The organism is Joostella atrarenae (assembly GCF_021764745.1).
GTDB classification, from domain to species: domain Bacteria; phylum Bacteroidota; class Bacteroidia; order Flavobacteriales; family Flavobacteriaceae; genus Galbibacter; species Galbibacter atrarenae.
The window spans coordinates 100233-113289 of the sequence record NZ_JAETXX010000010.1; the positions used below are offsets into that span (position 1 = coordinate 100233).

At 32.1% G+C, this 13057-nt stretch carries 11 protein-coding genes; 7 read left to right on the forward strand and 4 right to left on the reverse strand.

Going from position 1 to position 13057, the window contains the following annotated elements; translation table 11 throughout:
- Positions 1 to 7 precede the first annotated feature (7 nt).
- Both JM658_RS13725 and JM658_RS13730 read right to left on the reverse strand, forming a co-directional pair.
- The gene (locus JM658_RS13725) at positions 8 to 274 is read right to left on the reverse strand and encodes a hypothetical protein (protein ID WP_236959848.1); all 267 of its coding nucleotides are present in this window, start codon (positions 272 to 274) and stop codon (positions 8 to 10) included.
- Positions 271 to 831, reverse strand: a complete 561-nt coding sequence (locus tag JM658_RS13730; RefSeq protein ID WP_236959849.1) for a sigma-70 family RNA polymerase sigma factor — start codon at positions 829 to 831, stop codon at positions 271 to 273. The genes JM658_RS13725 and JM658_RS13730 overlap by 4 nt, the downstream gene beginning before the upstream one ends.
- Positions 832 to 989: 158 nt before the next feature.
- On the opposite strand from JM658_RS13730, the gene JM658_RS13735 reads away from it, so the two are divergent.
- Positions 990 to 1358, forward strand: coding sequence for a rhodanese-like domain-containing protein (locus JM658_RS13735; RefSeq protein WP_236959850.1), 369 nt, complete (start codon positions 990 to 992; stop codon positions 1356 to 1358).
- A 96-nt stretch (positions 1359 to 1454) separates the two neighbouring features.
- Here the strand turns inward: JM658_RS13735 and lysS are convergent, their stop codons facing one another.
- Positions 1455 to 3146, reverse strand: coding sequence for a lysine--tRNA ligase (gene lysS, locus JM658_RS13740; RefSeq protein ID WP_236959851.1), 1692 nt, complete (start codon positions 3144 to 3146; stop codon positions 1455 to 1457).
- Between the two features lie 204 nt (positions 3147 to 3350).
- Here lysS and JM658_RS13745 point away from each other — a divergent pair, with 204 nt between their 5' ends.
- The 5 genes from JM658_RS13745 to lipB all read left to right on the forward strand — a co-directional run bounded on the left by JM658_RS13745 (position 3351) and on the right by lipB (position 7197).
- Complete coding sequence (locus JM658_RS13745; protein ID WP_236959852.1) at positions 3351 to 4328, forward strand: SphA family protein; 978 nt, start codon at positions 3351 to 3353, stop codon at positions 4326 to 4328.
- 241 nt (positions 4329 to 4569) lie between these two features.
- Positions 4570 to 5208, forward strand: coding sequence for an HdeD family acid-resistance protein (locus JM658_RS13750; protein ID WP_236959853.1), 639 nt, complete (start codon positions 4570 to 4572; stop codon positions 5206 to 5208).
- 265 nt (positions 5209 to 5473) lie between these two features.
- Positions 5474 to 5632 (forward strand): YqaE/Pmp3 family membrane protein, encoded by a 159-nt coding sequence (locus tag JM658_RS13755; protein ID WP_236959854.1) that lies wholly within the window; start codon positions 5474 to 5476, stop codon positions 5630 to 5632.
- 86 nt (positions 5633 to 5718) lie between these two features.
- Entirely contained in the window at positions 5719 to 6486 is a 768-nt protein-coding gene (locus tag JM658_RS13760; RefSeq protein ID WP_236959855.1) for a hypothetical protein, read from the forward strand.
- A gap of 3 nt (positions 6487 to 6489) precedes the next feature.
- Positions 6490 to 7197 (forward strand): lipoyl(octanoyl) transferase LipB, encoded by a 708-nt coding sequence (gene lipB, locus JM658_RS13765; RefSeq protein ID WP_236959856.1) that lies wholly within the window; start codon positions 6490 to 6492, stop codon positions 7195 to 7197.
- Positions 7198 to 7278: 81 nt separating this feature from the next.
- Here lipB and JM658_RS13770 read toward each other — a convergent pair whose 3' ends face one another.
- Entirely contained in the window at positions 7279 to 9726 is a 2448-nt protein-coding gene (locus tag JM658_RS13770) for a ribonuclease HII (RefSeq protein WP_236959857.1), read from the reverse strand.
- A gap of 276 nt (positions 9727 to 10002) precedes the next feature.
- On the opposite strand from JM658_RS13770, the gene JM658_RS13775 reads away from it, so the two are divergent.
- Entirely contained in the window at positions 10003 to 13056 is a 3054-nt protein-coding gene (locus tag JM658_RS13775; RefSeq protein WP_236959858.1) for a SusC/RagA family TonB-linked outer membrane protein, read from the forward strand.
- The last annotated feature ends 1 nt before the right edge of the window (position 13057 follow it).

The window sequence follows — 13057 nt, forward strand, 5'->3', positions numbered from 1 at the left end:
TAAATAATTATTTGGATGCTTCAGATTGATCTGCATTCAATTTTTTTTTCAACTCCTGTTTCTTCTTAGGATCCATTGTTTTAATCTCTGCCTCTTTGCAAAGTTGTGTTAGGGTAGCGTTACGTTTGCTATATGATTTTGTAGCATTACACCATATTAGGCGGCAACTTAACTTAATCTTATCTAATAAAGTAGCCTCTCCATATTGCATTTTATCACAAATATGTTGAGCCTCTTCACAAGAGACAAAAAAGAAATTCTTCTTATTATTCATTTTTTAAACCAATTATTTTCTAGGCAATCCATTAATGCAGTTCGAGCTCTATGGACTATAACCCATAGATTAGACGCAGAGATATTTAATTCTTTACAAATATCTTCAGTGTCCATTCCTTGAATTGTTTTTTTTATAAAAACATCTGCTTGTTTTTTAGGAAGTTTCATTAAGCATTCTTGAATAGCCATTCCTAACTCTTCATTCTGCAAAGCGTCTTCAGCATTGATATCAAAGGGATCTGCTACATTATCTTCTAGCCAATCTCCTTCTTGTTCTTCTCGATTAGAAAATCCCATTCTAACTTCAGCTTTACCTTTATTAGAATTTATTTTTCGATAATGATCAATGATTTTTCTTTTCAGAATAGAAATTAGCCATGTACGCTCAGCTGCCTCTCCTTTAAAGTTTTTAGCAGATTTAAGTCCTGCTAAAAAAGTTTCCTGCACCAAATCTTCAGCTACGATAGCATCGTTAACTCGAGTAATGGTGTAGTTAAAAAGGTAATCGGCGTACTGATCTACCCACTTTGAAGGATCTAATTTGTTTTTAGGCACTCTAAAATTAATTTATATCAAAAGTATGATAAAAAGTTTAATAATAGCTTTTGTCATTTTACAATTTCAGAAGAAATTCTACATAATCTATTATTCTGTAATTATATTTGCTTATAATTATTACAAATTAGTTCTAAATACTTACAAATACATTATTGATGAAAAAATATATAATACTACTTTTTCTAGTGACCGCTCAATTAGCATTTTCTCAAGTTAAGGAAATGGATATTACTACTTTTAACACGGAATCTTCAGATGAATTGGTTTTGATTGATGTAAGAACTCCATATGAATTTAAAGCTGGGCATTTAAAAGAAGCCAAGAATATAAATGTAAAAGATGATGCTTTTATTGCTGAAGTAAAAAAAGTAGATAAATCTAAGAGTGTGTATTTGTATTGTAAGGCAGGAGGAAGAAGTGCAGCCGCAGCTAAAATTTTAGACTCATTAGGATATAAAAATATAGTAAATCTAGATGGAGGCTTTGATGCTTGGAAAAAAGCAGGAAAGCCTTTTGAGGAATAAGAGTTCTTTTATTCAAATAAAAAAAGAGGAGTTATTGCTTAAACAGTAACTCCTCTTTTTATTTTATAGAACGCTCTTGAGAGCTAAATATAAATATTACAATACTTCACAAAATAACCCGTCATCAGTTTTTGAAACTTTTACAACTTTGTGTTTTGTAAGTCCTTTTATGGTTTTATCCCATTTCTTATTACTTAATCCAGATTGCTCTTTAAGGTCATTCAATGCCATTTTAGTTTCTTTTTTTAGTAATTCAAAAACTAATTTTTCATCATCACTTAAAGCTACTTCCGCTTTTTTCTCTGGACGCATCTGTGGGAAGAATAACACCTCTTGGATAGAAGCATTATTTGTAAGTAGCATCACCAAACGGTCTATTCCAATTCCGATTCCAGAAGTAGGAGGCATACCGTATTCTAAAGCTCTTAAGAAATCTTGATCGATAAACATCGCTTCATCGTCTCCTTTTTCAGAAAGTTTAAGTTGCTCTTCAAAACGTTCTCTTTGGTCTATCGGATCATTAAGCTCAGAATATGCATTTGCCAATTCTTTTCCGTTTACCATCAACTCAAAACGCTCTGTTAACGCAGGATTTGTTCTGTGTTCTTTGGTAAGCGGACTCATTTCTTTAGGGTAATCGGTGATAAAAGTTGGTTGGATGTAGTTGTGTTCACATTTTTCTCCAAAAATCTCATCAATCAATTTCCCAACTCCCATTGTTTCATCTACAGGAATATCAAGTTTTGTACAAACTTCACGGAGTTCCTCTTCATTCATTCCAGCAACATCAAAACCAGTATGATCTTTAATAGCTTGTAAAATTGGTACACGAGGATAAGGCGCTTTAAAGCTAATTTCGTTTTTACCAACTTTAGCAACTGCAGTACCATTGGCATCTGTAGCAACTTTTTCTAGGAGCTCCTCAGTCATATTCATCATCCAATTGTAATCTTTGTATGAAACATAAAGTTCCATTACAGTAAACTCTGGATTGTGAGTTTTGTCCATCCCTTCATTACGGAAATCTTTAGCAAACTCGTAAACACCATCAAAACCACCAACTATAAGTCTTTTTAAGTACAACTCATTGGCAACACGTAAATACAATGGAATGTTTAATGCATTGTGATGCGTAACAAATGGACGTGCAGTGGCACCTCCAGGAATAGATTGTAATATAGGTGTTTCTACCTCTATATAGTCTCGCGAATTAAAAAACTCACGCATACTTGTAGTTATTTTTGTACGCTTAAGAAAAGTTTCCTTAACGTGTGGATTTACAATAAGATCCACATAGCGCTGACGATAACGTAGCTCAGGGTCATTAAATTCATCAAATACTTTCCCTTCACTATCTACTTTTGGTAACGGTAATGGGCGTAAAGATTTATTTAATACAGTAAAGTTTTTAACTGAAACAGTTTTTTCTCCAACCTTTGTTGTAAAAAGTGTTCCTTCAATACCGATAATATCTCCTATATCGAGAAGTTTTTTATAAACTTCGTTATAGGCTGTTTTGTCTTCACCTGGACAAATTTCGTCTCTATTAAAATACAACTGAATACGACCTTCAGAATCTTGTAATTCAGCAAAAGAAGCTTTTCCTTGGATACGTCTACTCATTAAGCGTCCTGCAAGTACCACTTTCTTATCTTCTTCAAAGTTCTGTTTGACCTTTTTAGAGGTATGATCTACCGGATATAAATCGGCAGGATAAGGATTAATGCCTAATTCGCGTAGCTTTCCAAGCTTTTCTCTTCGGATAATTTCCTGTTCTGAAAGTTGCATAATTTATTTTGTCATTTTAAGCCTGCAAAGATAGGGAGTATTTAACAATCTATCAATCTATTTAATAACAGTTGATGGATTTATCTGTAATTAATCATTTAATAGCGATTCATGTGTTCTAGTTCTTATGATAAATTAAATTTTTTTAACTTATATTAGTGTAGTAATTGGTTTTTCCCTCAAGCCATATTTTTAAATATGATAATGAGAAAAACAATTTTTATAACGTTTCTGTTTTTTAACGCTATGCTTTATGCGCAGCAAACAGCTTCTTCAATACAATCGGGCTCTTATATTCCCGGCATTATGGGAGTTAGAGATTACACCGCACCAGAATTTTCAGGAATTTTAATATTTGATAGTAATGTTTTTTTAACCTCTAATAAATTTTTAGATGCTAAAGGAAATGAAGTTAGTCAGGTTAATATTCCTGGCGTAGGAGAGATTCCTTTAAATGTTGATATTTCAGGCTACTTAAACAGTTTGATGATTAATTATGCGTCTCCAGAGTTATCTTTTCTAGGAGGAATGCAATATCTCTTTATGATAGCTCCAGTCTACAGTTCTGTAAATGTTAGATTGTTTACTGGACAGTTAAATAACAATGAATATAAGGTTGATGGTGGTGCTAGCGGAATGGGGGATGTAACTGTTTCTCCGTTATTGCTGTCTAAAGCTTTTAAGAATTTTGATCTTACTACAGGTTATTTATTTACAGCGCCTACCGGAAGATTTAAAACAGGAGCTGAAGATAATGTAGGAGTTGGGTATTGGTCGCATATGTTTCAGTTTGCTGGATATTATTATTTGAATGAAAAGCAGACCGCTTTTTTTGCGATGCCAACATATGAATTTCATAGTGATATAAAAGATACAGATGTGAGGCCAGGAAGTAGACTTATATTAGAGTATGGAGTTAGTCATTTTTTAAATGAACGCTTAGAGTTAGTAGTGCAAGGCGGACATGCTTGGCAAGTATCTAGAGATACAGGAATGGATGTTACTTGGGATAATTCAGTAAAAGATAGGCTAAGCACTTTTGGTGTAGGGGCTGGATATTGGTTTGCAAAAAACGAGTTTTATGCAAATTTTAAATGGTCTACTTCCTATGCAAACAGAGAACACTTTGGTGTGAATGTTTTGCAATTAGAATTCTTATATATACCTAAAGTTTTTAATTAATGCTGCATTTGTTTTATAGGGTATTGTTTTTTTGCAATTTTTATTAATAATTGATTAACAATATTTTATGGTTTCTGTTGAGATTGTTTTCGTAATTTTGTACAGAACGTTAGTTATGGTTAATTGTGAAAACTTAACTTTTAAATGTACTGAACATGCAGAGTAAATGTATGTGTTAATAATAGGTGCATTTTAAAAGATAAATATGTAAAATAAGTTTAACACATAAATAAACAAAGTCATGACTAGACATTTTTTTAAAACCATTAACAACACGATAAAACACTGGTATATTCCACTTATTATCGGCATTATCTTCATTATTGTAGCTATTTACACTTTCCTATCTCCGCTTTCTTCATACGTAGCGCTATCTGTAGTTTTTAGTTTAGCTTTTTTGTTTTCAGGAATAAGTAATGTTATACTTTCGATTGCTAATAGAAAGGAAATAGATAATTGGGGTTGGTTGCTTTTCTTTGGTATTGTATCCTTAATATTTGGTATTTTATTATTAGCTAATCCACAGCTTTCAATGGCAACTTTGCCTTTTTATGTTGGTTTTTGGGTTATGTTTCAATCTATTGGAGCAATCGGACATGCTATGGATTTAAAAAATTATGGTGTTTTAGATTGGGGTAACCTTATGTTGGTAGGTGTTTTAGGGTTATTATTTTCATTTATATTATTATGGAACCCTTTATTTGCAGGTTTAAATGTTGTTATCTGGACAGGAATAGCATTCTTAACTTTAGGAATTTATAGTATTTACTTCTCTTTCAAACTGAAAAAAGTTAAAGACTTTCCTAATAAAATACCACAAGATTTAAAAGATAAATTCCAAGAAGTCAAAACTTCTATTCAGAAAGAAATGAATAAATAAGTTTATTGAAAAAACATAAAACGGCTTAATCAATTAAAGATGATAAAGCCGTTTTTTTTATATTCTATATTTTGATAATAGGGGTCCTTAAAAATTAAATAAATCAAAAATGGTTGTAACAAAACCCAGATTTACTCGTCATATAAGAAAAGATATTTAGTAGTTGCTTATTAGTTAAGGTTAACTTTTTATCTTTGTTTTTTATGTTCAGAAATCATCAATCTGAATTTTATAGAATTAAACATCAATCAAAAAAAATCAAAAAATGAGTATTTGGAGAGTATTACTTTCAATCTTTTTCCCGCCTTTAGCTGTATTAGACAAAGGGTGCGGATCTATTATAATTGTCTTCTTATTAACTCTCTGCGGATGGATTCCGGGAGTGATAGCAGCTTTAGTTATTTTAAATAATCCTAATAGATAATATTTAGGTAAAGCGAATAAAAAAATAGCACAATTACTAAATTGTAAAATAGTACCTTTATCAACAAGGTTTTTTAAAATATGTAAATGTTTAAGTTACTATGCTTTGTTGCGCTTTTGTGCGTTTTTTTATTATCTAGTTGTGTTTTTACTGAAGAAATTTATTTCAAAGGAGAGGAGCACGGGAAGGTTAATTTAGAATTCGATGGTAAAAAATTCATGGAATATGCTATTTCTGGAAGTCAGCAATTAGATACTACTCCTAGGGTATTGGATACAACTATTTTGGTAAAGGATTATTTAAGAATTCAAAAAGATAGTATAGAGCAATTTTTACCAAAAAATTTACAAAAAAAAATGGAGTCGGTTGCTGGGATAAAAATTCATAACTATACTAATCTTAAGGATTCAGAGCTAAAAGTAAATTTGTATCAAGATTTTTATTCAATAAAGAATTTAGGAGACGTTTTTGGTAACATCTATACTCTTATGGTAGCAGGATATTTAGCTTCTTATAGAGATAATGCTGTATTAATACCTACCCTTACAAATAAATCTTTATCTCATGTTATCTATTCTTATAAAGAAAATGTATTTACTAGAAAAACAGTGGTTTTGGATGAAGAAAAATATGTTTCAATAAGAAATGATTTAAGGGAGATATACAAAGGAAGGGCGGATCTTAGGGAATCTTCCTACGTGTTAAAGTATCATTTTTCGAAGAAAATAGAATCTGTCTCATTTTATAACCCTACATATAGTGATGATAAAAAAACTGTTACAATTGTTGTAGATTTGTATGATTATGCAACAGATCCCTATCTGTTAAATTTAGAAATTGTTTTAGAAAAATAAGGTTTGAATAAGAAAGTAGTATTGCAGGATTTAGGTCTCAAAGACTATAAGGAAACTTGGGATTATCAAGAATCGATTTTTAAGGAGATATTAGATATTAAAATTAGAAATCGCCGCGAAGAATTAAACTTACAGACTCCAAACTATTTTTTGTTTGTAGAGCATCCGCATGTATATACATTAGGGAAAAGTGGAGATCTTTCTAATTTACTTCTTAATGAAAGTCAGTTGAAAGAAAAAGGAGCCACGTTCTATAAGATAAATAGAGGAGGAGATATTACCTACCATGGGCCAGGGCAGATTGTAGGATATCCTATTTTAGATTTGGATAATTTTTTTACTGATATTCATAAGTACTTACGTTTCTTAGAGGAAGTTATCATTCTTACTTTGGATGAATATGGAGTCGTTGCAACACGAAGTGAAGGAGAAACAGGAGTGTGGATTGATGTAGGGACTCCGTTTGCAAGAAAAATTTGCGCCATGGGAGTTCGTGCTTCTCGTTGGGTTACTATGCATGGATTTGCGTTGAATGTAAATGCAAATTTGGGTTATTTCGATAATATTATTCCATGTGGGATTCGTGGAAAGGGAGTAACTTCTCTCAATGTAGAATTAGGAAAAACCACTGTTAATGAAGCTGAGGTGAAATTAAAAATTCAGAAACATTTTCAGGAGCTTTTTGAAGCTACTTTTATAGATAAATTATAAGTTGAAAACTTACATAAAAAAGGAAGGATTGGCTCAATAAGCTAATCCTTCCTTTTTTTAATCAATTTTAGATTTTAATATTTAATTTATCTTATAACATATTATAGAGTTTTTATCACCTACAGTAACCATTTCTAGTCTTTTGTCATTATCTATATCTGCCAAATCAATTGCTGAATCTCCATAAACAGGGAAGTTTTTTACAAGCGCAGCATTGCTGTCAAATAAATAAACTTTATGTGTCTGCTTATCGGTTACAGTAACGTAAATCTTGTCATTGATATAAAAAATCTTAGGCTTTGTGTAGATTCCAAAATCTAATGTTGCTTTATTGTCTTTAATGGTTAATATGTTATCAGAAATAGTAGCCAAGGTATTCGATGTAGCATCGATTAGATGATTTTCTTTCAATCCTAATTCAATTTTATTTAACCCACCTTTTTGATCTACTTGAATTAAATCCCCTGAAGTGTTTGTAGTAGTAAATTTCTTGTCATATAAATAAACTTCATTTCCTGAAAAATCTATAGACCCACGGGTTCGGATTCTTAAATCTCCTGTGCGGTGAAGAATATCTAGTTTTCCGTCACTCTCTTGGAGGATAATATAATCTTTGTTTCCAATACGTATATGCTTCGGACTATTAATAATTGTGTTCTCCGTTTCGTCTAGAATAAAACCGGTTACAACCTTACCATAACGGTTGTGCATTTCTATTTTTTTACCCATAACAATAACAAAACGATAATCTTTGTTGTTGCTATAGTCAAAAACAGCTAAAGGTTGCGTTATCGTATTTTTAAAATCGATAGGGAATGGAGATACTTCGTTTCCGTTCCTGTCTAAGATCACCATTTTGTCGGTTGTATTAAATGCTAATTGTAAACGTCCATTTCTGTACAAATCTACTTGAGAGATTTCGCCTAAAATTTTACCATTTAATTCCTTTTTCCAAAGGACTTTACCATCTGTAGCGATTAAATAAAGATTGTTTTCAACATCTTGAACTACAATTTCCTTCTTTTTTGTGTAGTGATTTAAAACAAACTGGGGTTTTGTAGCGATTTCAGCATCTAAAGTAGTATTGTAAACCTGCGTAATGATATTAGAGTTAACTGTAGAAGTATTTGCTTTTTTAAGTAACGCATGGAAATGAGCAAAATCCCCCTCGGCAATATATTGAAACGCAATAAATTTATAATCTTTAAAAGATTCTTTAGCAATAGTCTCTTTGAATTCTTCACTAAGTATCGCGTCATTCTCTTTTAACTTTTCTAAGTTACCAATAACTAATATCGAAGATTCGTCTGCTAATTCATTCCGTAAATTCTTGTAAGAAGGCAGCTGCGAAAGTGTAGCGCTATTCTGATAGTTAGAAATGAGGTCTTCTATTAAACTCATATCTTCAGTGAAGACATAGAAATCAGCTATTTTTGCAACATAATTTGTAGGAATTCCTTCAGTAATCTTTGAAAAGTGGGTTTTTATTAGGCTGTTTTCGTTTAATTTCCATATTGAATAGTCTCGGTATTTTTCTTCAGTAATTACAAATTTCTGCAACCGATCTTCAAAATCTATATTGTCACTTACTGTAAAAGCAAAAGCTTTTTCTTCTTGGAATCCCATTTCAATCATTTCTGTTGTCTTATGAAATAAGGAGTCTTTAGTTTGTGGAATTTTAGATTCATTCCCTTTTAATGCTGGGTAAGCCAAATAATAAGATGCGCTTAATGGGACAATTTCAGCAGCATAACTAGTTGCAGGTGTACTATTTTTAAATGTATTAAGAGTATTGCTTATAGAGTCACTGGCAATAGCAATCCCATTTAATTTTATATAGTCTTGAGCAATATTTGAGTCGAAAGAAGTCCAGTCGTTAAATTCAGTGAGATTATTAGCAAGGTCTTCAGATAACACATTATTAAAGAAACTTTTTCCTTTTTTGTGATTGATGAATAAATTGGCAGGAACATTTGTCTGTGCTACTTGGTAAAGTTTTTTTAGTTTAGGATTGGCTTCTAAATTTTCAGAATTTCTAATGAGGTTCTCAATAATCAATCTTGAGGAAGAACCCACAAAGTGATCTCCTAGAGAAGTGCTAAATAATTTTTTGTCAGCAATAGTAAGGACCTTAATATTTGCTCCTTCGTAGGAAATAGTTTTAATGTCTCTGCTTATTGTGGAGTCTATATTAAATAGATCGTTATGATTTTTACTTATAAAAGTATAATCGAAAGCATCTTTTCCAACCTCATTGAAAGCTAGAATGGAAGGGCTTTTAGGATTTAAATATTTTAAGGTTTTTAATAAGGTTGTTGAATTTTGATATGGACTACTCTTTTTCAATAGCTTGATAAAATCGTTATTAATCAATTCACTTCTGAAAGATTGGTAATCATTAATTTTTATTACAGCTGTAGCATTTCTTGGGGTATATGCAATTAAATCATCTGGAGTAATTGCGGTTTTTTGCTTGCATGATAAAAGCAAAAAAGATGATATAATAAGGAGTCCTATAAGTTGCTTCATTGAATTGTTAATTTATAACAAAAGTATAGTTTACAGGGTTAAAAAAATATAAAAGCAGTGAATTTTAAGAATTTGTTGTGTTAAAGAATTTATAAAAATTATGTGTTAAATTAAGTTAAAATATAATTTAACAAGTTTTTTACTACATAAATATTTTTTTTCACACATTTTGAGATTATATATTCTTCATTAAACGTAGTATTTTCTCTTATTTTTCTTTCTTTAATTAAGATATATTTATGATATTGCTAAACGCTAATTCAAATTAATTAAAATATGAGATCGAAGTTTACTTGGATACTAACGCTTTTTATGGCGTTAGTTTTACAATTCTCCTATGGACAGGAGAAAACAATTACGGGGGTCATTACAGATCAAGATGGTTTGCCTTTACCCGGAGCAAATATTACTGTTAAAGGTACGTCCACAGGTACCCAAACAGATTTTGATGGAAATTATTCAATTTCTGCAGCTGTGGGGAAAGTATTAGTATATTCTTATGTAGGTCAACAAACCGAAGAAAGAACAGTTGGGGCTGCAAGTACTATTAACATATCGCTAGAGCAAGATGCCCAAGCTTTAGAGGAAGTAATAGTGTTAGGGTACAGTAAAAAAGAAGCTTATGAGGTTACAGGATCTTCAGTTCAGGTTTCTGGAGAAGAAATAGCAGAGATACAATTGCCATCTGTAGAGCAAGCTTTACAAGGTAAAGTTGCTGGGGTTCAAATATCAAATGCATCAGGTACACCTGGTTCAGTACAAGATATAAGAATTCGTGGAGTTGGTTCTATCAATGCAAGTAATCAACCTTTATTTGTGATAGATGGAGTTCCTGTTATTAATGATGATTTATCAGGGAGTGAGAATGTAAGTACATTTAATCCTTTGGCATCTATTAATAGTCAGGATATTGCAAGTATGACTGTTTTAAAGGATGCATCAGCTACAGCAGCCTATGGGGCAAGAGGATCTAATGGGGTTATAGTAATTACAACAAAGTCAGGTTCTAATAAAGGAAAGACTTCATTTACATTTACTTCAAATGTTGGATTCCAAAACGATGCTTACAATAAAAGAGATGTATTAACTGGAGCACAGAGATTAGAGTTGTTAAATGAGTCTTTAGTAAATTCATATTCTGATTTTGGATTTACAGAGGATAATGCTATTCAATTAGGAGTAGATTTTGGATTGCTTCCAGCTGCAACGTTAGATTATGATGGTACAGATTATGATTGGCCAGGGGAATTAAGTAGAAGAAACCCTACAATTCAGAATTATAATTTTTCTGCATCTGGAGGAGATGAGATAAACACGTTTTATGCTTCCTTGGGTTATAATAAAACTGATGGTACCGTTATTGGAGCTGACTTTGAAAGGGTAAGTGGGGTTTTTAGATACAATAGAAAACTCACTGATAATGTTGATTTTTCTACATCTATGAATGTTTCTAATACTGTACAGAATCCTATTTTAGAGGGAGGGACTTTCTTTTCTAATCCTTTTATTACAAGAGTTTTGATGAACCCTTTTAATAACCCTTATAATGAGGATGGAAGTTATAATACAGATCTACCATTTGGAAGTTTACCTAATGTGCTGTATGTATTAGATAATAACATTGCAAGAAATGAATTGACAAGAGCAATATCCAATACGAATGTAGATTGGAAGTTCACAGACAACTTAACTTTCTCTACAAGATTTGGGATGGACTTAGCTTTGTTAGATTATAAATCATATAGAAATAGAGTGGAAGGAGATGCTGAGGATACAGGAGGAGATGTTACGGTGTCAAATGAGAAAAATTACAATTTTGTATTGCAGAACTCTTTAAATTATAATTTTAAATTAGGGGAGAAGAATAATTTTGATGTTACTGGTTTATTTGAGTATCAAAAAAATCAAAATTCATATTTAGGAGGTTTTGGAGAAAACTTCCCAGTAGATGGATTGACAAATTTAGAATCAGCAGGTTCTAACTTTGATGCGGATTCTTACTTTACAGACTGGTATAATGTTTCTTATTTAGGTCTATTGAGCTATAATTATGATGGTAGGTATGTTGTAGATGCTACATACAGACGTGAAGGATCAAGTAGGTTTGCAGAAGGAGAACGTTACGGTGATTTTGGTTCTGTTGGAGCTGCTTGGAATATCCATAGAGAGGCTTTTATGAGTGGAAGTTTGTTTAATGAGCTTAAGGTAAGAGGTTCGTATGGTATCACGGGTAATAACTCAATTGATGAGAATCAGTACCAAGCATTACTTGCTTATTCTGCAGATTATGCAGGTAGTGGAGCAGGTTTTCCTTCTCAATTTGGAAACCCAGCATTAACATGGGAAAAAGGAGCAACTTATGATGTAGGTTTAGATTTTGGGATTGCTAATAATAGAGTATCAGGATCATTTGCATATTATAACCGTAGAACATACGATTTACTTCAAGATGTTCCATTATCTTTTACAACTGGGTTTGCATCACAGCAACAGAATGTTGGAGAAATGGTTAATAAAGGATTTGAGGTGCAGTTAAGTGCAGACATAATTAGAACAGATAACTTCAGATGGAATATATCTGGAAACGTAGGAACAGTAGATAATGAAGTAACGGAGTTAGCTCAAGATGCAAATGGAGTTGATATTAACCCTTCAGCAGGTAGTTCTTATACAACTACAGAGGTAGGACTTCCTTTACGATCTTGGTATATGAGAACATGGGCAGGTGTTAACACGGAAACAGGAGCTCCAGAATGGTACATAAATGGTGTTGATGGAGAAACTACTTCAAATTATAATGAGGCAGAACGTGTAAATCAAGGTTCAGCTATTCCTAAATATACAGCAGGTTTATCAACTAAAGTTGAGTACAAGGGATTCTTTTTTAATGTTGATTTGTATGCAGCTGGTGGACATAAAATTTATGAGCAGTATGCACAGTTTTATATGAGAACTAACAGTTTTACGTTGGGGACTTATAATGGAGCGGCTGAGTTAATGGATAGATGGCAGCAGCCAGGAGATGTTACAGATGTTCCTAAATTAGCATATGGTTCGTCAGATAATTTCCAAGCAACTAGTTCTAGACATTTATTTGATGGAGATTTTATCCGTTTAAGAAATGTAGCTTTAGGGTATAACTTACCATCAAGATATGTAGATAGGGTAGGATTAGATGGTCTTACATTTACTTTACGAGGGACTAATGTTGGTACATGGGTTAAGGATGATGGCTTGCTGTTAGATCCTGAAGTTCGTGCTGATGGATTTACAAGATTGACAACACCTCCAACTGAATCTTATACATTGGGAGTAACTTTAAAATTTTAAA

Coding starts and splice junctions, on each gene's coding strand:
- JM658_RS13750 (WP_236959853.1), top strand. CDS start 4,570: ATGACTAGACATTTTTTTAAAACCATTAACAACACGATAAAACACTGG.
- lysS (WP_236959851.1), bottom strand. CDS start 3,146: ATGCAACTTTCAGAACAGGAAATTATCCGAAGAGAAAAGCTTGGAAAG.
- JM658_RS13770 (WP_236959857.1), bottom strand. CDS start 9,726: ATGAAGCAACTTATAGGACTCCTTATTATATCATCTTTTTTGCTTTTA.
- JM658_RS13755 (WP_236959854.1), top strand. CDS start 5,474: ATGAGTATTTGGAGAGTATTACTTTCAATCTTTTTCCCGCCTTTAGCT.
- JM658_RS13760 (WP_236959855.1), top strand. CDS start 5,719: ATGTTTAAGTTACTATGCTTTGTTGCGCTTTTGTGCGTTTTTTTATTA.
- JM658_RS13725 (WP_236959848.1), bottom strand. CDS start 274: ATGAATAATAAGAAGAATTTCTTTTTTGTCTCTTGTGAAGAGGCTCAA.
- JM658_RS13775 (WP_236959858.1), top strand. CDS start 10,003: ATGAGATCGAAGTTTACTTGGATACTAACGCTTTTTATGGCGTTAGTT.
- JM658_RS13745 (WP_236959852.1), top strand. CDS start 3,351: ATGAGAAAAACAATTTTTATAACGTTTCTGTTTTTTAACGCTATGCTT.
- JM658_RS13735 (WP_236959850.1), top strand. CDS start 990: ATGAAAAAATATATAATACTACTTTTTCTAGTGACCGCTCAATTAGCA.